Here is a 22,942-nt window from a genome sequence, read left to right as displayed (position 1 = left end):
ATCGCTTTCACAGAGTGCGATGGGAGTATTACGGATGGTAGTCATCGGATAAATAGAAAGGATGATACAAAATAATAAGCAAAGTATTGGTGTAAAATAATAGGCGAAGAATAGGAGAGTGAAATTATGAATAAAAAAGGAATTAAAATATCTATAATAGGAGCAGGATTTGTTGGTGCAACTACCGCCTATGCCATAATGATGGAGGGTCTAGCCTCAGAGATTGTAATAGTAGATATAGATAAAGAAAAAGCTAAAGGGGAAGCTATGGATTTAGCTCATGGAGTTTCTTTTTTAAAGCCCGTAGATGTTATATCAGGTGACTATAAGGACACAAAAGGATCAGATATAGTAATAATTACAGCTGGAATGGGTCCTAAACCAGGAGAAACTAGATTAGATTTAATAAATAAAAACTATAAAGTATTTAAGTCAATAGTTCCTCCAGTGGTAGAATATAGTCCTAATTGCATAATAACGGTAGTATCCAATCCAGTAGATGTATTGACCTATGTAACATATAAATTATCAGGGTTTCCTCCTGAAAGAGTTATAGGATCAGGAACGGTTTTAGACACCTCCAGGTTTAAATATTTATTAAGTGATCATTTTAATGTTGATGCTAGAAATATACATTCATACATATTAGGAGAACATGGTGATTCTGAAATAGCAGCTTGGAGTCTTACTAACATAGCAGGTATAGATGTGGATGAGTATTGCAAGAAATTTTGCGGTAAATGTGAGGGAGACTTTAAGAAGAATATATATGAAGATGTTAAGAATGCTGCCTATGAGGTTTTAAATAGAAAAGGAAATACTTCTTATGCCATAGCCTTAGCTGTAAGAAGAATTGTTGAAGCTATTATAAGAGACGAAGATTCTATTCTTACTGTTTCAACTCTATTAAAAGGGGAATTTGGAATTAATAATATATACATGGGAGTACCTTGTGTAGTTGGAGAAGGTGGAGTGAAAAGAGTATTAGAAGTTAAGTTAAATAAGGAAGAATTAGATGAACTGAAAAGATCAGCAGAGGTTCTTAATGAGAGTTTAAAGGAAATTAATTATTAATATGAAATTAGGGGGAGATAGCATGAGTAAGGTTGTAGAAAGATTTTTAAAATATGTAAGGTACAATACAAAATCAGATGAAAATTCAAATACTTATCCTAGCACATCAGAACAATTGATATTAGCTAGGGAATTAGAAAAAGAGTTAAAGGAAATAGGACTTAGCAATGTAAGGATAGATGAATATGGTTATGTTTTAGGGGAATTGCCCTCTAATGTAGATAAGAAGGTACCAGCAGTAGGATTTATAGCTCACATGGACACAAGTCCAGATTTAAGTGGAGAAAATGTAAATCCTAAAATAGTAGAAAATTATGATGGTAAAGATATAGTATTGAACGTGGAAGAAAATATAGTACTTTCTCCTAAAGATTCACCTGAACTAAAAAATTATATTGGGAAGACATTAATAACCACAGATGGAACTACTCTTCTAGGAGGGGATGATAAAGCTGGTATCGCTGAGATAATGACTGCTCTTGAGTATCTTTGTAATAACTCACATATACCACACGGTAAAATATGTATAGCATTCACTCCAGACGAAGAAGTAGGAAATGGAACAAAATATTTTGATGTAGAGAAATTTGGGGCGGATTTTGCCTACACAATAGATGGGGGAGAATTAGGAGAGCTTGAATATGAAAACTTTAATGCTGCAGGAGCTAATATAGTTATCAAAGGAAGAAATGTTCATCCAGGTTCCGCTAAGAATAAAATGATTAATTCTATGAAAATTGCTTGTGAATTAATGAATGCTCTACCTAAAGATGAAGTACCAGAAAACACAGAAGGATATGAAGGTTTTTATCATTTAACATCCATACAAGGAGAGGTGGAAGAGACTAAATTAAGTTATATAATCAGAGACTTTTTTAAAGAAGGTTTTGAAAATAAGAAAAGTAATTTAGAAAAAATAGTGGGAGAGTTAAATAAGAAATATGGGGAAGACACAGCAATACTAGAATTAGAAGATCAGTATTATAATATGAAAGAAAAAATTGAAGAAGTAAAATATATAGTGGATATTGCTCATGAAGCCATGAGAGAAGTAGGGGTAGAACCTAATGTAGCTCCAATAAGAGGAGGTACAGATGGGGCGAGACTATCCTTTATGGGGTTACCAACTCCAAATATATTCACAGGAGGTCATAATTTTCATGGAAGGTTTGAATATATCCCCACCTTTGCCATGGAAAAGACCGTAGAAGTCATCTTAAAAATTGTAGAACTAACAAACAAATTATAGTAATATTTTCCTTAAGACTGCATATATTATAGTATATGCAGTCTTTTTATGTAGAATCAATGTTGAATTTTGTTGAGATGGTAAGCACATAATGTTAAAATATAGTATATATAGGTATTTATATGAAAATTTTCGGCAATAATTATAATGGTTTCATAAATTCAACAAAAAATTAATATTGTAAGGGGGAAAATATTAATGACTTATATCATTATGGTGATGTTGCTAGTTCTGGTATATTATGAACGGAGAAGAATAAAAGAACTAGAAGAAAGGGACAAATTAAAAACTGAATTTTTTGTAAATGTTGCCCATGATTTACGGACGCCTTTAAATATAATAATAAATAGTATAAAGTTAATTCAATTTAATATTGATAATGGAGATATAATCGATAATAGCTCTAACTTAAATAATAGAATGGTAGTAGTAAAACAAAATTCCTATGGACTATTAAAATTAATTAATAATTTAATTGAAATTACAAAAATTCATGGGAATTACTCTAATCTTTCATTAGATAACTATAATATAGTAAGCGTAGTTGAAGAAGTGGTTCAAACAGTTTCAACATTTATAAAAGATAAGGGTATAGATATAACTTTTGATACTGAAATAGAAGAGAGGATAATGGCTTGTGATAAAGAAAAAATAGAAAGAATAATATTAAATTTATTGTCTAATGCAGCTAAATTTACACCAAAAGGTGGGAAAATAGATATTAGTATGTGCGAAATCAATGATAAAATGATAATTTCTATTAAGGATACTGGCATAGGTATTAAAAAAGAGATGCAGAAATGTATTTTTGAAAGATATAAAAAAGTTGATGATAATATTCGTTCTGATTATCATGGAAGTGGAATAGGGCTTCCTTTAGTGAAATCTTTAGTAGAAATGCATGGAGGAGATATAAATTTATATAGCGAATATGAGAAGGGAAGTGAATTTATAATATCCTTACCTTGCAGAATTATTCACAATGAAGAAAAAAGTAATATTAAGCAAATAAATGCGGAAATAGTTGGTGTAGAATTTTCAGACTTCATGAATCAATGAAAATTAACAGAAATTTAATATAGTTAAAGGTTTTCAAAATGCAAGTGTCTTTAAAAACGCTTGCATTTTTTTAAAAAGGTGATATACTAATCTAGTGAAAAGAATAAAGAATAAATAATAAGGAGGTAAGCATATGATCGATGAAAGAATGTTTGTATTAACAGAAGAAGTTATTGAAGAATGCTTAGAAGAAAGCATAGAAAAACCAGAAACAGAAGAATAAAATTTGCGAATGATAGGAGATGAACAAAAAAAGTTGGAATCAAATTCATTCCCCCAGAGTATATAAAATCCCTAGCTATGATAAAATTATCAGCTAGGGATTTTATTATTTTATATTAATAAATATCAGAGAGATTATAGTAAACCCAAGAGAAAGCTTTTCTTTTGGCATTAATTTTTCTTTAAATATTATATAACTCAATATATTTATAAATACAATACTTCCAGCACTAAAGACGGGGTAAACAACAGAAGTAGTTAGGCTATCTAATGAAAGGATTAAGAAAAAGGATGAGAAAAAATTAGGTACACCTACTGCAATTCCTGTGAGTATATCTCTTTTAATAATTTTCTTTTCATCTCTAATAGTGAAAATTGCACTAATTATAAAAGCTGTAAAGAAAATAAAAAATAAAAAAACATTTTTATAATTCAATAAGGCATATTTTTGAAAAAATTTATTAGAAAAGTCAGCCATTCCACCTAAAAAAAATAATAGCAATAATGAGGGATTTATTTTAGTAACGCTTTTCTTATCAAAAGATATATTAACTATGGTTATAGAAAGTAAAGATAGTAGTATACCAAACCACTGCAGAACTGTAGGGGTTTCCTTCCATAAAATTATAGAAAAAGTCATAGGAATTAATATACCCATTTTTGAAAAAGCGCCAGATAGCCCTGCACCATTATCTTTAACGCTTTTTTGGTAATATATAAAAGAGGAGAAGAAAAATAATCCAAATAAAATGCCGCACATAATCGCCCAAACTAAACTAGCTGATGGGGAGAATAAACCCTGGTTATGTATAATGACTTTAGAAAATTGGCTATTAAATGCTTGGATAGAAGGCTTTTTAATGAAAGGGACTCTCTCTGTGAGTATAAGAATTAAGCTAATAGAAGATGCAGCAAAATAATTGCTTGATGTTAAAGTGTATCTATTTATATTTTTAGATTCACTATACTTAAATATCAAAGCAATAGATGAACTACACAATATAGCTAGTAATAAATAAAACATATATAACATACTCCTTTATAAAAATATAAGTTAATTTATAACTTCAAAAAGAGGAAACCCTTGATTAGGCTTCCCCTAAATAAATCTAGCATCTGCAGCAACGATTACAACTAAATAAGCAGAATAAAATTCTAAATAAGAATATTAAAAATATTAGCCAGAAAATAAAGAAGAATATAAACCCACAAAACATATAAAACACCTCCTGGTGAATAAAGGCTAATACTAGTTTAATATATTATATGTTAAGTCATACAACTTGTTACATGTATTACTTGGTGTTATAAGAGAATTCAATGTTAAGTCTTTCGGTAATATCTTTGTTTAAATTTTTATCACATAGTGTATAATCTTTAGAATTTTCTGTTTTTAATGCAGGTAATTCTATCATCATTACCGTTCCTTTTCCATATACACTTTTAGCTTTAATAGTACCTTTATGTAATTCAACAAGAGATTTAACTAGAGATAATCCTATGCCGGAACCATCAATACTTTTAGGCGAAGGTTCGGCCACTTGAGTAAATCTATTAAATATATTTTTCAAATCATCCTTTTGTATGCCACAGCCTGTATCTTTTACTATAATTAGTACAGAATCTTTTCTATCCTTTATAATCACTTTGATGACTCCACCAGGTTTAGTAAATTTAATTGAGTTAGAAATTAAGTTTAGCATAATTCGTTCTATTTTTTCCGGATCACAGGCAATTATTTTTTCTTCCACATTTGTGTCAAAAATTAAACAAATTGATTGATCTTCAATATAATTAGCTACGGAAGAAACTACATCTTCCACAATGCTTATAATGTTATAATTATGGCAATTTAAATTATAGCAACCATTTTCAATTTTTGATAAATCTAATATATCATTTATCATTTTAATCAATCTAAATGAATTTTGTTTAATACTATCACAATAATCTTTCTTTTTTAATTTAGATAAATTAATTTCATCGTTTATATCCATATTTAACAATTGAATAGCAGCTAATATTATATTAACAGGTGTTCTTAGTTCATGTACAATATTTGTAAAAAATTCTGATTTAATATTCTCAAATCTATCTAAGTTATCGTTAATTATATTATTTATAAATACAGTGCTACTATAGGAATTGTACAAAACATCTTCATTCGATTCAATTTTATCAACTATATACATACTACAACCCCCCAAAGATTGAAACATAATTACAATATTCTATGCAAAGAATAAAAATCCTTTAAATAAATGTAAAAAGTTAGAAAATATTCTTATATAATTGCATTTATTTTTTTAAAGTGATATATTTTTAATAGTTTATAAAATATATAAAACATTAGGAGTAGTGCAATAATGAATATATATTTAGTGAGACATGGAGAAACGGATAATAATTATAATAAGACTTATTATGGGAAAATAGATTGTAGTTTAAATGAAAATGGAAGGCATCAATCATCCATAATAAAGAGTAGGATTGAAAAAATAAATTTTGATAAGATTTTTACTAGTGAGATGAAAAGAGCCAAAGAAACAGCTCATATTATATTAGAGAATAGTAAATATGAGTTGATAGAGGATGGAAGGCTTAATGAAATGGATATGGGAATATTTGAAGGAAAGGATCATAAGGAGTTAGAAGAAAATTATTCAGTGGAGTGGAAGAATTGGTGTAATAATTGGAAAGAATATAAAATACCCAATGGGGAAAGTTATATAGAATTTTATGATAGAGTTAAAGACTTCTTTGAGGAAATACTAAGAGGAGAAGAGAAAGATATTCTAGTGGTTGCTCATGGAGGAGTTATGAAAAGCATTTATTCATACATACTTGGAGAGAACTTGGATATATTTTGGAAAATTAGCAGTAGAAATGGAGATATGACCTTAATAAAATATGAATATGGCAATATTTATATAGATTCTATAATACCAGTGGAAATTTAATATTTAATAGGAGAGTGGATAGCATGGGTAAAATTATTTTAGTTACTGGAGGAGCAAGGAGTGGTAAAAGTACCTTCGCAGAGGATTTATTAAAGGGTAATGATGATGTTCTTTACATCGCTACTTCCATAATCACGGATGAGGAAATGGAGGATAGAGTAAAGAAACATATAGAAAGAAGAAATCATAATTGGGAGACATATGAAGGGTATTTAGATTTACATAAAGCCTTAGAGAAAAGTAAAAAAAATTATGCATTACTTGACTGTGTAACCATAATGACCACTAATATAATGTTTAGTGAAGATAAAGATTTAGAAGAAATAAGCATGGAAGAAGTGGATGAAATTACAGCTAAAATTAAAGATGAATTTTACAAGCTCATAACTAAAGCAAAAGAAATGGATAAAACTTTAGTTATGGTTACTAATGAAGTAGGTTTGGGAGTAGTACCTCCTACAAAGTTAGGAAGAATTTTTAGAGATGTATCAGGTTTTGTAAACCAGTATATTGGGAGTTTAAGTGACGAAATTTACTTAGTATGCTGTGGCCAGCCATTAAAAATCAAATAGGAGTGACATAAATGAAAGAGTACTTTTTAGATTTATTACTTATGATACAATTTTTAACTAGATTGCCGGTAAAAAAAAGCCTTCCCTGTAATAGTAAAAATTTTAGAGATGGAAGTGCTATGTTACCTTTAGTAGGATTAATTATTGGATGTATACAATGGTTGGTTTATTATTTGTGTATAAAAGTATTTCCAGCTAATATTACGGCCATATTTGTACTAGCCGTAGGTATAATACTTATGGGATGCCTTCATCAAGATGGTTTTGGAGATATATTCGATGGTTTTTTTTCCTTTAAAGGAGATAAAGAAAAAATAATTGAAGTAATGAAAGATAGCAGAATTGGCACCTACGCCGCAGTAGCTCTAATGTTTAACATATTAACAAAATATGCTTCTTTGTCTTTTATTATTTCAAAAGGAATGGGTAATGTTATAATAGTTGCCCCTATAATTAGCAGATTTACACTAGTATTATTATTTTTAATAGGAAAGAATGCAAAACCAAAAGGAACGGGAAATTTATTTATAGGAAACACTTCAGTAGGGCACTTTATTGTAAGTCTTAACATTGCTGCAATTTCCTCCTTTTTATTAGTGGGAGTAAGATATGGTATTTATTCAATCTTGGTATCCTTAGCGGTTACATTGTTATTCTTAAGGCTATGTAATAGAAAAATTGGTGGAATAACAGGAGATTGTCTTGGAGCAAATAATGAATTTGTTGAATTGGCTATTTTCGTATTATTTACAGCTCTTTTAAATAAATAATATTAAAAATATTTTTTCGAAATTTATAAAAATATTTTTATAAAAATCCTTTAGAGTTAACTATAAATTAATTTTAAGGGATTTTTAATATAGAAAATTAATTTACTAAATATTTCGAAAAATAAATTGACAAAATATTTCGAAAGAGTTAAAATTATACTAAGTTCAATTAGTATACTAATTGAACTAAATGTAACAAATTAATAAGTAATGTTTTTCTATATAGTTTATAAAATTTGAAGCAATATATTTTATTTGGCCATGAAAAATCTAAAAAATATAGTAAGAGGTGAATAAAAATGCAAAAACAATATGACGTAATAATTATTGGATCAGGAGTAGTTGGTAGTGCAATTGCAAGGGAACTCTCAAGGTATGAACTGAAAATAGGGGTGCTAGAGAAAGAACAAGATGTAATATGTGAGACAAGCGGACGAAATAGTGGAGTGCTTCATGCTGGATTTAACAACAGACCAGGAACTCTTATGGCTAAATTTTGTGTAGAAGGCTGCTTAGGTTTTGACAAGGTTGCAGAAGAGCTTAATATACCTTTTAAAAGAACAGGTAAGCTCGTAACAGGTTTTGATGAAGATGATATAAAAGTATTGAATGAGTTAAAGGAACAAGGAGATAGAAATGGTGTTCCAGGTTTAGAAATTGTACCTTCAGAAAAAATTAAAGAATTGGCACCCTATGTGGAAGGAAAAGCAGCATTATATTCTCCAATGACAGGAATATTAGATCCCTTTATATACACAATTGCGTTAGCTGAAAATGCATGTGAAAATGGTGTGGATTTCTATTTAGGAAGAGAAGTAACTGGCATTGAAAGAAAAGAAGCATGTTATGAAATCACCACAAATAAAGAAACTTATCATAGTAAGTGGGTAATTAATAGTGCTGGATTAAATTCTGACAAAATAGCAAGAATGGTTGGTATTAAAGATTACACAATTTATCCATGTAGAGGAGAGTATTTCATTCTTGATCAAAAAGCAGGTGAATTCTTAGATATTCCAGCATATCCAGTTCCTAATAAGAAAGAGGGAGGCTTAGGAATACATTTAACTCCTTCAATTCATGGCAATGTATTTATTGGACCGAGCGCTCAATACATTGATGAAAATGATGATTACTCAGCAACTCAAGAGATTATGGACATGCTTGTAAGAGAAGGGGGAAAGATATTACCGCAAATAAAAAGAGAACATTTCATTAGAAATTTCTCAGGGATTAGACCAAAGTTAGTAGATAAGAAAAAAGGTGGATATGCGGACTTTGTAATAGAAGAAAGAAAAGAAGTACCAAATATGATTAATTTAATTGGAATTGAGTCTCCAGGATTAACTTCTGCAGTTCCAATTGCGAAATATGTAGTAGAAAAAATTAAAAACAAGGAAAACTTAAAAGAAAATAAAAATTTCAACCCTAGAAGAGAAGGAATATTGAAATTCTCAGAGCAATCTGAGGAAAAACAAGCCGAACTTATAAAACAAAACCCTGACTATGGAGAAATCATCTGTAGATGTGAGACGGTTACAAAAGGAGAAATTCTACAAGCAATAAACAATACATTAGGGGTAGATACAGTAACTGGTATTAAATATAGAACGAGAGCCATGATGGGAAGATGTCAAGGTGGATATTGCCAAACTAGAATTGCAGAACTTATTATGAAAGAAAAAAATAAAAAAATAGATGAAGTAGCTTACTCAAGAGAACAGGGAAAAATGTTTTTAGGGGGCGTAAGATAATGGAAGCGATATTAAAAGATGCAGTTATCATTGGAGGAGGTCCAGCAGGACTTGCGGCAGCCTTAAAGCTAAAAGAAAAAGGCATAGAAGACATTTTGATATTAGAAAGAGAAAAAAAGCCTGGGGGAATATTAAGACAATGTATTCATGATGGTTTTGGCCTAGTAAGATTTAAAGAAGCTCTTAGTGGACCTGAATATGCAAATCGATTTATAGAAGAGGTAGAAAAAGCTAATATTCAAATACAAACAGAAGCAACTGTAACAAATCTTACAAATAACAAGGAAGTTACAGCGGTTACAAGAGATGGGCTTAAAAAATATAAGGCTAAAGTAGTTGTGCTAACAATGGGTTGTAGAGAAAGAACAAGAGGAGCTATTAGTATACCTGGAACAAGACCAGCGGGAGTATTTACAGCAGGTGTAGCACAAAGCTATATTAATTTGAAAAATATCATGGTAGGAAAAAGAGTGGTGATATTAGGTTCAGGAGATATCGGACTTATAATGGCAAGAAGGCTTACTTTGGAGGGAGCAAAGGTACTTGCAGTAGTAGAAAAACTACCTTATCCTAGTGGATTGCCTAGAAACATACAACAGTGCCTAAATGACTATGATATTCCACTATATTTAAGTCATACCGTAACAAATATCAAAGGGAAAGAAAGGTTAAAGGCAGTAACTGTAAACGAAGTGGATGCAAACGGACAACCTATTAAAGGGACAGAAAAGGAATATGAATGTGACACATTGATACTATCCGTTGGACTTATTCCGGAAAATGAATTATCCCTTAAAGCAGGGGTAGAACTTGATGAAAGAACAAAAGGTCCAATTGTAGATGAAAATCTACAAACAAGTGTTGAAGGAATTTACGCAGCTGGAAACGTTCTTCATGTGCATGACTTGGTGGATTTTGTATCTGATGAGGGAGAAAGATTAGCAGAAGCAGCAGCGAAATATATAAAAGATGAAAAACAAGATGAAAATAAAATTACAATAACAACAGATAAGACTGTTAACAATGTAGTTCCACAAAAAATAAGCGGAGAACAAGAGGTAGAGCTATCTTTAAGGGTAAGCAGACCTTCAAGGAATGGAGCAATAGAAATTAAACAGGGTGAAAAAGTAATTAAAGTAAAGAAACTTAATAAATTAAATCCAGCAGAGATGATACACATAATATTAAAAAAAGAAGACATTATTAGTAAAGAAAATATTAAGGTGGTGGTAGCTCAATGAGTAAGGAGATAACATGTATAATTTGCCCTAACGGATGTGAATTATCTGTAGATTTAGAAGGAAAGAATATAAAAAATGTAGGTGGAGCTTTGTGCAAAAGAGGAGAAGAATATGTAACACAAGAAATACAAGATCCTAAAAGAACAATCTCATCACTAATAAAAATAAATAATGGTGAGATGCCTCTTGTTAGCGTAAGAACAACAAAAGCTATTGCTAAAGGCAAAATATTTGATATTATAGAAGAGATAAAAAAAATAGAAGTTGATGCACCTATAAAAGTTAATGAAGTAATTATTGAAAACATTCTTGGTCTAGGTTCAGACATTATTGCTACAAGTTCTGTGGACAAGAAGTAAATTTGGGAGATGAAATTATGAATGTTGAAGAGTTAAATCCCCTTAAAAACGTACAAAAGACAATTAAAGAAACTTGCAAAAGCTTAAATTTAAGTGAAAGTGTTTATAAACTAATTAAAGAACCTGGTAGAGTTATGGAGATTAGCATTCCAGTTAAAATGGATGATGGATCTATAGAAGTATTTAAAGGATATAGGAGTCAACATAATAACACCATGGGTCCTACAAAAGGTGGTATTAGATTTCATCAAGGAGTAAATTTGGATGAAGTAAAAGCATTATCAATATGGATGACCTTTAAATGTGCTATAGCTAATATTCCTTTTGGTGGAGGTAAAGGTGGGATTATAGTAGATCCTAAAATCCTATCTAAAGGTGAATTAGAAAGATTGAGCAGAGGATATGTGGAAAAACTTTATGAAGTTTTAGGTGAAGATTTAGACATTCCAGCTCCAGATGTAAACACAAATGCTGAGATAATTGCCTGGATGGCAGATGAGTATAATAAACTTTCAAGAGAAAATGCCTGGGGAACTTTTACTGGTAAGCCGGTAGTATTAAATGGTTCTAAGGGTAGAAGTGAAGCCACAGGCTTAGGTATAGCTATAGTTCTTAAAGAAGCTTTAAAGAGGCTAAATAAAGGCCTAAATAATTCTTCTATAGCAGTTCAAGGCTTTGGAAATGTAGGAAGCAATGCTGCCCTTTGTATAGAAAGTTTAGGTGGAAAAGTAGTTAGTATAGCAGAATGGGATAGAGAAAAAGGATTTTATGCTATACATGATGAAAAAGGATTAAATATTAAAAAATTAGTAAGTTATTTTAACGAAAAAGGAACTTTGATTGGATTTCCTGGAAGTTCTGAAATAAAAGAAGAGGAATTCTGGAGCCTATCTGTGGATGTACTAGTGCCTGCAGCTTTAGAAAATTCTATAAATCTTAATAATGCTAACTTAATAAAGGCAAAATTAATTTGTGAAGGAGCAAATGGTCCAATTACTCCTGCAGCAGATGAAATATTAGAGAAAAAAGGAATTGAAGTTACACCAGATATATTAACTAATGCAGGTGGAGTTATAGTATCTTATTTTGAATGGGTACAAAACTTAGATAACTACTACTGGAATGAAGAACAGGTTAAGGAAAAAGAAGAAGAATTTTTGGTAGATGCCTTTAACAATGTTTGGGCAATGAAAGAGAAGTTTAATTGTACCATGAGAAATGCTGCTTATATGTATGCTATAAACAAATTGGCGGAAACAATGAAGTATAGAGGTTGGTATTAAAATTAAAGATAAGCGGAGGCATAAGGATTTTCGAATATATTCAATTTAAAGGGGGATTTTTTATGGAACTTTTGACTGCTTTTGGCAGTATATTTAGTATTGTTATAATGATATCTATTGGATATTTTTTAACACAAAAAGAGTGGATTGATAACGGAGGAGCTAAATTATTTTCGAAAATCGTTATAAATGTATCTCTACCAGCTATGATGATTAATAATCTCATGAACGATTTTGATAGAGAAAAACTTTTAAGCTTGGGGAGAGGGCTTATAGTTCCATTTCTATCCATAGCTCTTACTTATTTATTAGGTAAGATATTTATAAAAGTTTTTAATATTACTCCCAATAGACGTGGATCTTTTTTATCTATGTTTTTCGTATCTAATACTATATTTATTGGATTACCAGTTAACCTAGCCTTATTTGGTTCAGAAAGTATTCCTTATGTTTTGCTATATTATATAGCTAATACTACCTTCTTCTGGACTATAGGTGTTTTTGAAATAAGTAAAGATGGAAAAGGCGAATCCCAAGGGCTTTTATCAATGAATACTATAAAAAGAATATTTTCCCCTCCATTAATGGGATTTATAGTAGCTATAATATTAATACTTTTAGCTATTCCTGTACCTAAGTTTGCAATGGATACTTGCAAATATTTAGGTAATTTAACTACTCCTTTATCTATGATGTTTATAGGTAATACAATATATCATATAGATTTAAAAGGAATGCATTTTAATAAAGATGTTTGGGGTATTTTATTGGGAAGATTTATAATATCACCTCTAATGGTAGTATTGCTATGTAAAGTTTTCCCTTTACCTGATGCGCTTATGACAAAAGTATTTATTATTCAAGCTGCTATGCCAGTAATGACTAATACTGCTATAGTATCTAAATCTTATGATGCAGATTATGAATATGCTGCTATTATGATCACTATAACTACTATATTAAGTTTATTTATAATCCCTGTATATAAAATACTTCTTCAATAAAATATATAGATATAAATAATAAAAAACCTTCTTTTCAACTCTTGGTGGAAAGAAGGTTTTTTATTGGAAATTTACTATTTTCCGAAGGTATTATAAAAAACACTTGGAAGCTGTCTAGTGACCCCGTAGGCATGTTCTAGATGGTCTCTCATGGCTTCTCTTGCCAATTTTTCGTCCCTGCTTATGAGTGCCTCATATATGCGTTTGTGCTTTTGTATGGTGTTTTTTCTATCGTCATTTGTTAAAGCTCTATGTATTTGTTCCAATTGATCGTAAATTAATGTATTAAGAGTATACATTAATTTAAAACATAAGTCATTTTTAGCACAGCTTAAGACACTCATATGAAAGGATTGGTCTAAGCGGGTAAAGTTTTCTATATCTCCTCTAGGAAAATCAACCATTTCATCAAAAAGACATTTTATCTTAGCAAAGTCTTCTTCTGTTCCTCTAGATGTTGCAAGGCCTACCATTTCTAATTCTATAGCCATTCTAAGTTCAAAAAGATCTGTATTACTTGTTTTTTCAAAAGCTAGAATATATGTAAGTGGTAAATAATAGCTATTATTTTTCGGATCGCTGATGACAATTCCTTTTCTAGGTGATACTACGACGATTCCTAAAAATTCCATAACCCTCAAGGCTTCTCGCAAAGTTGGTCGACTGACATTTAAAATTTCCATTAATTCTGCTTCATTATATAATCGTTCTCCGTATTCAAGCTGATTATCAATAATTAAATGAATAAATGTCTCAATTATTTGAAAATACGCTTTTTTACTCTTAACAGGTTTGATATTTATTTTATTCATGGTGCTCACCTCATCAATGTATTTGTATAGCTCTGCACATAATTCTATGGCTTTATGTGTCTATAGTATTATACTAACACTATATTATACTAACACCAATAGTAGGAACAATAGGATTTCTTATATTTTATATAAAAAAACATATATATTAGTTGAAATAAGGCTTTGAATAGTATACAGTTAGAAAATTGAAACATATTGACAAATTATAGAACGTGTAGTACACTAATTATGATAAATGAATACGTAATTTCAGGTGCCTAGTATTAGGTGAAAAGGGAATGTGGTTGAATTCCACAGCAGCCCCCGCTACTGTAATTGATGACGAACCTTTAATGTCCACTCGCAAGGGGAAGGAGAAGGAGAGGAAGAATCATGAGCCAGGAGACCTGCCTGAATTTTAGAGAATGAGCTTTCGGCGGGAAAGGATCTTAATAAATGATTCCGGCTTTTGTCGGTCTTTTTTTATGGTTTCCATCAGCAGGCGAGTAGTTCGTCTGCTATTTTTATATATTATATATTGAATGCTGTGTTCTTAGATTAATCTAGACCTCCTAGAACAAAATTCTCCTATCAAACTCTAGAACACAGCCTATTTTTACTAAAGAGGTGTTTAAATTGACAAAGATAATGATTCAGGGGACAGGTTCCTCAGTAGGAAAAAGTATTTTAGTTACTGCGTTATGCAGAATATTTAAGCAGGATGGATATTCTGTTTGTCCATATAAATCGCAAAACATGTCATTAAATTCATATATAACTAATGATGGCTTAGAAATGGGTAGAGCCCAAGTTCTTCAAGCTTATGCAGCGGGATTAGAACCAGAAGCTTATATGAATCCTATATTGTTAAAGCCCACTAGCGATAAGAAATGTCAAATAATATTCAATGGAAAAGTCTATGGAAATAGTACAGCCATGGAATATCATAATATGAAATTGGACTTTGCTCAAAAATTGAAAACTCAATTTGAAGATATAGAAAAACAGTTTGACATAATAGTTATTGAAGGAGCAGGAAGCCCAGCAGAAATAAACTTAAGAGATAGAGATATAGTAAACATGGGATTTGCTGAAATGGTAGATGCTCCAGTGCTTTTAGCTGGAGACATTGATAAAGGTGGAGTTTTCGCTTCCCTTGCAGGCACTATGTTACTGCTTACTGAAGAAGAAAGAAAAAGAGTAAAAGGTACTATAATAAATAAGTTTAGAGGGGATATAGAAATATTAAAACCAGGGGTAGAAATGTTAGAAGACATAATTAAGATACCTTGCGTAGGAGTAGTTCCTCACTTTACTTTAGATTTAGAGGATGAGGATGGAGCAGTAGATTTTAATAAGAATAAAAAAGCAGACTTAGATATTGCAGTTATAAAACTACCTCATATTTCAAATTTTACAGATTTTGATGCCTTAAAGGTTGAGGAAGATGTATCTATAAGATACATAACAGCAAAGGAAAACTTCGGTGATCCGGATTTATTGATAATTCCTGGAACTAAGAATACCATAGATGATCTATTAGTTTTAAGAGAGTGTGGATTAGAAGACTCAATTAAAAAATACTCAAAAGAGGGACTTATCATCGGAGTATGCGGCGGTTATCAAATGCTTGGTAATGTTTTAAAAGACCCACATGGAGTAGAAACAGATAATAAAGAAGTCGATGGAATGGGACTTTTGGATATTGAAACAACCTTTGAAAAGGAAAAGGTTACCACTAGGGTAAAAGCCAAAGGAAATTATGGAGAGGTATATGGTTATGAAATACATATGGGTATTTCAAACTATGGAAACACTGCAGCTCCAATGTTTACTATTTATAATGAAAATGGAAAAGATGCAAATAGAATAGATGGGGCAATAAATGATAGAGAAAATATAATGGGTACTTATATCCATGGTCTATTTGATGGAATTGAATTTAGAGAAAGAATATTAAATAAAGTGAGAGTAGCTAAGGGACTAAAAGAAAGAGAGTCTCTTCACTACGAAAATCTTAGAGAAAAAAATCTAGATGAACTAGCAGACTTAGTTAGAAAAAATATAGATATTGAAAATTTATATAGAATCATGGGAATAAATAGGTAGAGGTGATTACCATAGTTTCGTTTTTATTAAATAATTTTATTGATTTAACTTTAGCAGTAATAATAGATTGGATTATAGGAGATCCTTATTGGTTTCCGCATCCTGTTATTTACATAGGAAAGTTAATAAGTTATTTAGAGAAAAAAGGAAGAAAGTATATTGAAAATGGTAAAGGGTTAAAAGTTTTTGGCGGATTTATCGTTATGATAGTTGCCACAATATCTTTTTTAATTCCCTACAGCCTATTATATCTAACTAAGGGTAATCAATGGATATATCATGTATTAAACATAGTTATTCTATGGACAACTCTTTCAGCTAAGTGTTTAAAAAATGAAGCTATTAAGGTGTACCATGCTTTGAAAAATGAAGATATAGAAGATGCTAGATTAAAATTATCCTACATTGTAGGTAGGGATACAAAGTCTCTAATGGAGGATGAAATAATACGAGCTGATATTGAAACTGTGGCAGAAAACACAGCAGACGGAGTAATTGCTCCACTTTTATATGGATTAGTAGGAGGGGCTCCACTGGCTATGATGTATAAAGGCATAAATACCATGGATTCAATGCTTGGATATATGGATGAAAGATTTATTAATATAGGTTTTTTTCCAGCGAAGGTAGATGATGTTTTTAATTATATTCCTGCTAGATTTTCGGGGGTTTTAATAGGCTTATCTTCCCCTGTGGTTGGTGGAAATATTATAGAATCTTTTAAAGTGATGATTAGGGACAGGAAGAATCATAAAAGTCCCAATTGTGCTTATCCAGAAGGAGCAGCAGCAGGAGCCATGGGTATACAAGTAGGTGGTACTAATACTTACTTTGGAAAAGTGGTATATAAGCCAACTATAGGAGATAAAAAAGTAGATTTAAACTATAACCATATATTTGGAAGCATAAAATTAATGTTTGCATCAGAAATACTATTTTTAATAGCATTTGGTATAGTGATTTTAACTTTAAACATAAAGGGAGTGTAACAAGTGCAACATGGTGGAGATGTTTATACAGAAGGAATATTAAAGGGGAAAGAATTAATAGATTTTAGTTCTAATATAAATCCATTAGGTGTACCCAAGGGGTTTATAGATAATTTAAATGAAGGAATTTTAAATATAACAAGATATCCAGATCTTCAATATAGACAACTAAGAGCAAATCTAAAAGAGTATATAAATAATGTAGAGATATTATTTGGCCATGGAGATAGAAGTTTAGAATTAGTTCATGAAGAAGATTTTATACTGGGCAATGGAGCAGCAGAAATAATTGATTTAACTATATCCAGTTTCAAAAGCATTATGATAATTATCCCATCCTTTGGAGAGTATTATGAGAGTGCTGAGAAATGGGGAGTGGATATAGTATGTGTTTCATTAAATGAAGATATGGAATATGACTACGAAGCTATAGCTAAAAATTTAGACAGTGTAGAAGCTATAATCATAGGGAATCCCAACAATCCTAATGGTGGGATAATAGACAAAGAAAAGTTCTTGCCAATAATAGAGCGTTGTGAAAAAGAAGGCAAGAAGATAATAATAGATGAGGCTTTTGTAGAGTTTACAGGAAGGTATAAGGAAAGTTTTATTTATCAATTAAAAGATTATAAATCTCTATTTATAATAAGAGCTATAACAAAATTCTATGCCATGCCTGGAATAAGATTTGGATATGGGATTTGTGCAGATGGGGATTTCATAGATAAATTAAAAGAAAAGCAAAATCCGTGGAACATAAATGCTTTTGCAGAGCTAGCAGTTAAATATGTACTTAAAGATAGAAATTATATTGATGAATCAATAGAGTGGATTAAAGTAGAGAGAGAGTATCTAAAAGGAGAACTAAAGAAATTAGATATTATAGAAAAGGTATTTGATACCCATGGAAACTATATTTTATGTAAACTAAAAAATATTGATTGCGATAGATTATACGAGTATTCACTAGAAAGAGGAATAGTCATAAGAAAATGCAATAATTATATTGGACTTAATAAAAGCTATGTAAGATTTGCAATCAAAGATAGATTGAACAACGATAAATTATTACAGGTACTAAAAAAAATAATATATAATCTATAGGAGGGTTATAAATGAGTAAAAAGTTTACACTATTTATGATGATGGCTATGGTGTTTACAATGACGTCAAGTGCATCAGCCATGCACATAGCAGAAGGATTTTTGCCACCGATGTGGTCGGGAATTTATTTTGTAATTGCTCTGCCATTTGTAATAATGGGAATAAAGGGGATTAAAGAAAGCACTAGTAAAAATAAAGATATTAAAATGCTTCTAGGTCTTGTAGCTGCATATGCATTTATACTTTCAGCTATGAAAATACCTTCAGTTACAGGAAGCTGTTCTCATCCAACAGGAACAGGGCTTTCAGCTATAATTTTTGGACCTTTTATATCTTCAGTAGTAGGATTGATAGTTCTTGTATTCCAAGCTATATTTTTAGCCCATGGAGGAATAACAACTCTTGGCGCTAACGTGGTTTCAATGGCCGTAGTTGGACCAATAGTTTCTTACTTAATATACACTGCATTAAAAAATAAAAATAAAAAACTAGGGGTGTTTTTAGCAGCAGCAATAGGTGATTTAGCAACATATTTTGTTACTTCAGTGCAGTTAGCTTTAGCTTTCCCAGCACAGCAAGGTGGAATAATAGCTTCTTTTGGAAAATTCTTTTCAATATTTTCTATAACTCAAATTCCTTTAGCTATAGTAGAAGGATTGCTTACAGTAATAATTTTTGAATTTATTGAAAAATATTCTTCTAAAGAAATAGAAGTACTTAGCGGGGTGAAATAATTGAAAAAGAGAACAATATCATTATTAATTGCATGTTTTATAGTTATAATAGGTTCTTTAGCTATAGGTAGCATGAGAGGCGGAGAGTTCGAAGGGGCAGACGGAATGATAGAAGATGTAATAGCTGAAACAAGAGGGGATTATGAACCATGGTTTTCAGCATTATGGGAACCACCTTCAGGGGAAATAGAGAGTTTATTGTTTGCAGCTCAAGCTGCTATAGGAGCAGGATTCATGGGGTATTATATAGGAAAGAAGAAAAATGCTAAAGTTAGTAATTGCGCTGTCGAAGAGAAATAAATTAACCTATATTCATCCATTAGAAAAAATATTTATGACTATAGTTCCAATAATTATCATGGGGTTTATATATAATCCTATGGTAATTTTTGGTAATATAATGATATTTTTTTTAATGCATATTATCATAAAAAATAATATGAAAATTGTAGCTAGTTTTGCTTTTAAAATAGCAGCCTTTGCTGCTTTTTCGTCGTTAACTTTCGTTTTTGATTATGGACTTAAGTATGTATATGTCATTATATTGAAATGTTTATTTTCTGGATTAAGTCTTTCTTTTTTTACTTTAACTACTCCTATAGAACACATATTATATTATTTTTCTAAAAATAAGTGGTTAACGGATATATGCGATATTGCAAAATCTATGGAAAGATTTTTAATGATATTAGATGATGAATATAATATTATGCACAACGCAATGAAATCAAGAGGAGGATTTGATGGATTTTCCTCAAAAATAAAAAGTACGGGTAAAATAGCGGCATTACTTTTTGTGAATACTATGGAGAGATGGAAAAATATAAAGGATGGGTTAGATAGCAGATGTTATAGAGGATATACTCCTTACATTGCCATAGACTTTAATTTTTCTTATAAGAGATTTATATTTATATGTATATATAATTTTATATTAATTTTTCTTGCGATATATTTAAAATAATTGAACTTTATGGAGTGAAAGAGAATGATAGGAGTTATTGGTATCAGAAATAATATAAAGCTAGATATAAGGGAAAAGTTAAGTATAATACCAAAACGTTATGAAGATTATCTTTTGAAGCTTAATGAAATTTGTGACGAGGTATTAATACTTAGTACTTGTAATAGAACAGAAGTATACTTTTCCACCCCAAAAGACTATGGTGAAATAATTGATGAGATTTTTGAAAGATTAAACTGGAGTAAAGAATATATAAAATATACATTTTTCCATAAAGATGATGAAGCTGTAGATTATATAATGAACGTGGTATGCGGATTCTATTCTTCAATTTTAGGTGAAGATCAAATCTTAGGTCAAGTTAAAGATGCCTATGAAATAGCATTAACAAATAAAACTATAAAAAGAGAGATTCAAAAACTATTTCAAATGGCAATAACCTGTGGAAAGGAATTTAGATTTAAATCTAAGTTATACACTATACCTGTTTCCTCTGCGTCTATAGCAGTAAATGAAGGTAGACGCTTAGGTGCAAAGAATTTTATGGTTCTTGGCTATGGAGAAATTGGTAGTTTAGCCTGTAAATATATAATGTCTGGCAGTTTTAATAAATTATATATATCCCTTAGAAACCCTTCGCTTGTTGAAATAGAAGATAGCAGGGTAAAGGCAATACCTTTTAATGAAAGGCAGAATTTTTATAAAGATGTAGATTGCATAATATGTTCAACCTCTGCACCACACCCAGTGGTACATAAGAATGATCTGCCAGAAAAAGAATTGGTGATTTTCGATTTAGCAGTACCTAGAGATGTAGAAGAGGGAATAGAAAAGATTAATAACATTCAGGTATACGATATAGATAAAATTAGTTTATTAAACGATGAGAATTGTCAGAAAAGAAAATTACAGATGGAAGAAAATAAATATATTTTAGATAAGTACATCAATGATTTTAAGGATTGGCAAAAGATAAGAGAAATATCTCCTCAAATAGAGAAACTAAAAGAATTTGGAGAAGTTGTATATAGAAAGAGGTATAAGACCTTTAAGAATAAATCAAAAACTAAGGATAAAGAGATGTTGGCTGAAATGCTATTAAAAAGCACCTCTGATGCCTATGTAAATAGAGCAATAGAAGTATTAAAAGAAGAACAATTGAAAGGCAGGTATGAGGAATGCCTGAATATAATTCAAAGAATATTTTACAATACCAAATAGACTACACTAATATTTCATTAATATCCAATAAGATAAGGGTATTGATTATAGGTGGAGGAAGGGCAGGCTTTATAAAAGCTAAGACTTTTATGAAGAATGGATGTATGGTGACCATGCTTTCTAAAGAATTCACCAATAGCTTTGATGAGTTAAAGGGTAGTCATAATATTGAATTCATAAGAGATGATTATAAAGAAGATTATATATTAAATTATCATTTAGTAATAATAGCTATAGATGATAATAATACAAGGGAATTAATAAAAAAACATTGTGAAAAGTATTGTAAGCTCTACTCCGATTCTAGTGAGTTTAGAAGAGGAATGTTCTTAGTACCTTGTCAAAGAAAAACTAAATATATAAATCTTTCACTAAATACTAAGGAAGGTAGTCCTAAGACTTCTGTTTACTTGACTAATAAGTTGACAGATGTAGCTAAGGAATATGACGATTTTGTGGATTACTGTTGTAAATTAAGAAATAGTTTAAAGGATAATCCTTTGAAAAATGAAATAACAAACTTTGTAAACACAGATGACTTTTATTTCTTTTTTGAAAAAAATGTTCATAATAAAGTGTTAAAAATGTTTTATGGAGGTAATGAAATTGAAATTAATTTTAGCTACGAGAAAAAGTATCCTAGCACAGACTCAAACGGATTTAATAATAGATATGATTAAAGAAAAGAATAATGTAGAATGTGAAAAGTTACTAATTGAAACCTTAGGAGATAAAATATTAGATAAAACCTTAGATAAAATTGGAGGTAAAGGGCTATTTATTAAAGAGATAGAAATGGCTCTATTAGAGGATAAAGCTCATATTGCAGTACACAGTATGAAAGACATGCCTTATGAAATACTAGAAGAATTTCAAATAGCCGCAATACCGAAAAGAGAAGATGTAAGAGATGTATTTATATCTGCAGATGGTACTCCTTTTATGGATTTGCCAGAGGGAGCTAAGGTTGGAACTAGCAGCAGAAGAAGAGCTTCACAGTTAAAACTTTTAAGACCAGATGTAGAGATAGTACCAATAAGAGGAAATGTACAGACTAGAATAAGAAAAATAAAAGAATTAAATTTACATGGAACTGTACTCGCTTCCGCCGGATTAAATAGACTTGGAATGGAAGATGTAATAACAAATTATTTTGAGGTTACGGAGATGGTGCCAGCCATAGGACAAGGAGCGCTAGGTGTGGAAACAAAGGTAGGGTCAGAAGCTTACGAATATGTTAAGCATATAGACCATGAAGAAAGTAGAATTTGTGTGGAAGCTGAAAGAAGCTTTATGAAAGAGTTAAAAGGAGATTGTCATTCCACCATAGGAGCTAATGCAATAATTAAAGGTGATATGTTATATATGGTAGGAATCTTTGAAGTCAATGGAAAAATAGTAAAAAAAGATATAGAAGGCAAAAAAGAAGATTTTATAAACTTAGGAAAAAATTTAGCCAAGAAAATTGAAATGGCTTAGG

Annotated in this window: 23 protein-coding genes and 1 riboswitch; of the genes, 20 read left to right on the top strand and 3 right to left on the bottom strand. The window is 30.5% G+C overall.

Features of this window, described 5'->3' with window-relative positions; all coding sequences use genetic code 11:
- Positions 1-126 precede the first annotated feature (126 nt).
- The 3 genes from RYO54_RS04615 (at position 127) to RYO54_RS04605 (ending at position 3,382) form a co-directional block, all read left to right on the top strand.
- On the top strand, positions 127-1,074 hold the full coding sequence (locus RYO54_RS04615; RefSeq protein WP_315116196.1) for an L-lactate dehydrogenase: 948 nt from the start codon (positions 127-129) through the stop codon (positions 1,072-1,074).
- Between the two features lie 22 nt (positions 1,075-1,096).
- Positions 1,097-2,323: a peptidase T gene (pepT, locus tag RYO54_RS04610; protein WP_315116195.1), complete on the top strand. Its 1,227-nt coding sequence runs from the start codon at positions 1,097-1,099 to the stop codon at positions 2,321-2,323.
- A 198-nt stretch (positions 2,324-2,521) separates the two neighbouring features.
- Positions 2,522-3,382 (top strand): HAMP domain-containing sensor histidine kinase, encoded by an 861-nt coding sequence (locus RYO54_RS04605; protein ID WP_315116194.1) that lies wholly within the window; start codon positions 2,522-2,524, stop codon positions 3,380-3,382.
- Between the two features lie 328 nt (positions 3,383-3,710).
- Here the strand turns inward: RYO54_RS04605 and RYO54_RS04600 are convergent, their stop codons facing one another.
- Together RYO54_RS04600 and RYO54_RS04595 are read right to left on the bottom strand one after the other, a co-directional pair.
- Complete coding sequence (locus tag RYO54_RS04600; RefSeq protein WP_315116192.1) at positions 3,711-4,628, bottom strand: EamA family transporter; 918 nt, start codon at positions 4,626-4,628, stop codon at positions 3,711-3,713.
- 271 nt (positions 4,629-4,899) lie between these two features.
- On the bottom strand, positions 4,900-5,796 hold the full coding sequence (locus tag RYO54_RS04595) for a HAMP domain-containing sensor histidine kinase (RefSeq protein WP_315116191.1): 897 nt from the start codon (positions 5,794-5,796) through the stop codon (positions 4,900-4,902).
- Between the two features lie 174 nt (positions 5,797-5,970).
- Between RYO54_RS04595 and cobC the strand changes: the two genes are divergently transcribed.
- The 8 genes from cobC to RYO54_RS04555 all read left to right on the top strand — a co-directional run bounded on the left by cobC (position 5,971) and on the right by RYO54_RS04555 (position 13,547).
- Positions 5,971-6,564 carry an alpha-ribazole phosphatase gene (gene cobC, locus RYO54_RS04590; protein WP_315116190.1) on the top strand — a complete coding sequence of 198 codons (594 nt, stop codon included), beginning with the start codon at positions 5,971-5,973 and terminating at the stop codon, positions 6,562-6,564.
- Between the two features lie 14 nt (positions 6,565-6,578).
- Entirely contained in the window at positions 6,579-7,136 is a 558-nt protein-coding gene (gene cobU, locus RYO54_RS04585; RefSeq protein WP_399549045.1) for a bifunctional adenosylcobinamide kinase/adenosylcobinamide-phosphate guanylyltransferase, read from the top strand.
- An 11-nt stretch (positions 7,137-7,147) separates the two neighbouring features.
- The gene (gene cobS, locus RYO54_RS04580; RefSeq protein WP_315116187.1) at positions 7,148-7,906 is read left to right on the top strand and encodes an adenosylcobinamide-GDP ribazoletransferase; all 759 of its coding nucleotides are present in this window, start codon (positions 7,148-7,150) and stop codon (positions 7,904-7,906) included.
- 299 nt (positions 7,907-8,205) lie between these two features.
- The gene (locus RYO54_RS04575) at positions 8,206-9,660 is read left to right on the top strand and encodes an NAD(P)/FAD-dependent oxidoreductase (RefSeq protein ID WP_315116184.1); all 1,455 of its coding nucleotides are present in this window, start codon (positions 8,206-8,208) and stop codon (positions 9,658-9,660) included.
- Positions 9,660-10,901 (top strand): FAD-dependent oxidoreductase, encoded by a 1,242-nt coding sequence (locus RYO54_RS04570; RefSeq protein WP_315116182.1) that lies wholly within the window; start codon positions 9,660-9,662, stop codon positions 10,899-10,901. Before RYO54_RS04575 ends, RYO54_RS04570 begins: the two co-directional genes overlap by 1 nt.
- On the top strand, positions 10,898-11,260 hold the full coding sequence (locus tag RYO54_RS04565; RefSeq protein ID WP_315116181.1) for a DUF1667 domain-containing protein: 363 nt from the start codon (positions 10,898-10,900) through the stop codon (positions 11,258-11,260). Before RYO54_RS04570 ends, RYO54_RS04565 begins: the two co-directional genes overlap by 4 nt.
- A gap of 17 nt (positions 11,261-11,277) precedes the next feature.
- A complete protein-coding gene (locus tag RYO54_RS04560) occupies positions 11,278-12,543 on the top strand; it encodes a Glu/Leu/Phe/Val dehydrogenase (protein ID WP_315116179.1) in 1,266 nt (421 codons plus the stop codon).
- Between the two features lie 62 nt (positions 12,544-12,605).
- Positions 12,606-13,547, top strand: a complete 942-nt coding sequence (locus tag RYO54_RS04555) for an AEC family transporter (protein ID WP_315116177.1) — start codon at positions 12,606-12,608, stop codon at positions 13,545-13,547.
- A 74-nt stretch (positions 13,548-13,621) separates the two neighbouring features.
- Here the strand turns inward: RYO54_RS04555 and RYO54_RS04550 are convergent, their stop codons facing one another.
- A complete protein-coding gene (locus tag RYO54_RS04550) occupies positions 13,622-14,359 on the bottom strand; it encodes a FadR/GntR family transcriptional regulator (RefSeq protein WP_315116175.1) in 738 nt (245 codons plus the stop codon).
- Between the two features lie 237 nt (positions 14,360-14,596).
- A riboswitch (cobalamin riboswitch) is annotated at positions 14,597-14,771 on the top strand.
- Between the two features lie 206 nt (positions 14,772-14,977).
- Between RYO54_RS04550 and RYO54_RS04545 the strand changes: the two genes are divergently transcribed.
- The 9 genes from RYO54_RS04545 to hemC are packed head-to-tail and all read left to right on the top strand — an operon-like array spanning position 14,978 to position 22,941.
- Entirely contained in the window at positions 14,978-16,450 is a 1,473-nt protein-coding gene (locus tag RYO54_RS04545; protein ID WP_315116173.1) for a cobyric acid synthase, read from the top strand.
- A gap of 11 nt (positions 16,451-16,461) precedes the next feature.
- Positions 16,462-17,439: an adenosylcobinamide-phosphate synthase CbiB gene (gene cbiB, locus RYO54_RS04540; RefSeq protein WP_315116212.1), complete on the top strand. Its 978-nt coding sequence runs from the start codon at positions 16,462-16,464 to the stop codon at positions 17,437-17,439.
- Positions 17,440-17,442: 3 nt separating this feature from the next.
- A complete protein-coding gene (locus tag RYO54_RS04535; RefSeq protein ID WP_315116172.1) occupies positions 17,443-18,543 on the top strand; it encodes a histidinol-phosphate transaminase in 1,101 nt (366 codons plus the stop codon).
- An 11-nt stretch (positions 18,544-18,554) separates the two neighbouring features.
- The gene (locus RYO54_RS04530) at positions 18,555-19,277 is read left to right on the top strand and encodes an energy-coupling factor ABC transporter permease (RefSeq protein ID WP_216440119.1); all 723 of its coding nucleotides are present in this window, start codon (positions 18,555-18,557) and stop codon (positions 19,275-19,277) included.
- Positions 19,278-19,577 carry an energy-coupling factor ABC transporter substrate-binding protein gene (locus RYO54_RS04525; protein ID WP_315116169.1) on the top strand — a complete coding sequence of 100 codons (300 nt, stop codon included), beginning with the start codon at positions 19,278-19,280 and terminating at the stop codon, positions 19,575-19,577. It abuts the gene before it with no gap.
- Positions 19,540-20,241, top strand: coding sequence for a CbiQ family ECF transporter T component (locus RYO54_RS04520; RefSeq protein WP_315116168.1), 702 nt, complete (start codon positions 19,540-19,542; stop codon positions 20,239-20,241). Before RYO54_RS04525 ends, RYO54_RS04520 begins: the two co-directional genes overlap by 38 nt.
- Positions 20,242-20,265: 24 nt before the next feature.
- Entirely contained in the window at positions 20,266-21,462 is a 1,197-nt protein-coding gene (gene hemA / locus RYO54_RS04515) for a glutamyl-tRNA reductase (protein WP_315116166.1), read from the top strand.
- The gene (locus tag RYO54_RS04510) at positions 21,420-22,142 is read left to right on the top strand and encodes an NAD(P)-dependent oxidoreductase (RefSeq protein ID WP_315116164.1); all 723 of its coding nucleotides are present in this window, start codon (positions 21,420-21,422) and stop codon (positions 22,140-22,142) included. The genes hemA and RYO54_RS04510 overlap by 43 nt, the downstream gene beginning before the upstream one ends.
- A complete protein-coding gene (gene hemC / locus RYO54_RS04505; protein ID WP_315116163.1) occupies positions 22,069-22,941 on the top strand; it encodes a hydroxymethylbilane synthase in 873 nt (290 codons plus the stop codon). The genes RYO54_RS04510 and hemC overlap by 74 nt, the downstream gene beginning before the upstream one ends.
- Position 22,942: the final 1 nt, after the last annotated feature.

Source organism: uncultured Clostridium sp., from assembly GCF_963515715.1.
Taxonomy (GTDB): domain Bacteria; phylum Bacillota; class Clostridia; order Clostridiales; family Clostridiaceae; genus Clostridium_AW.
Note: the sequence above shows the minus strand (reverse complement) of the source record. Positions and strands in the feature narration are given on the sequence as shown.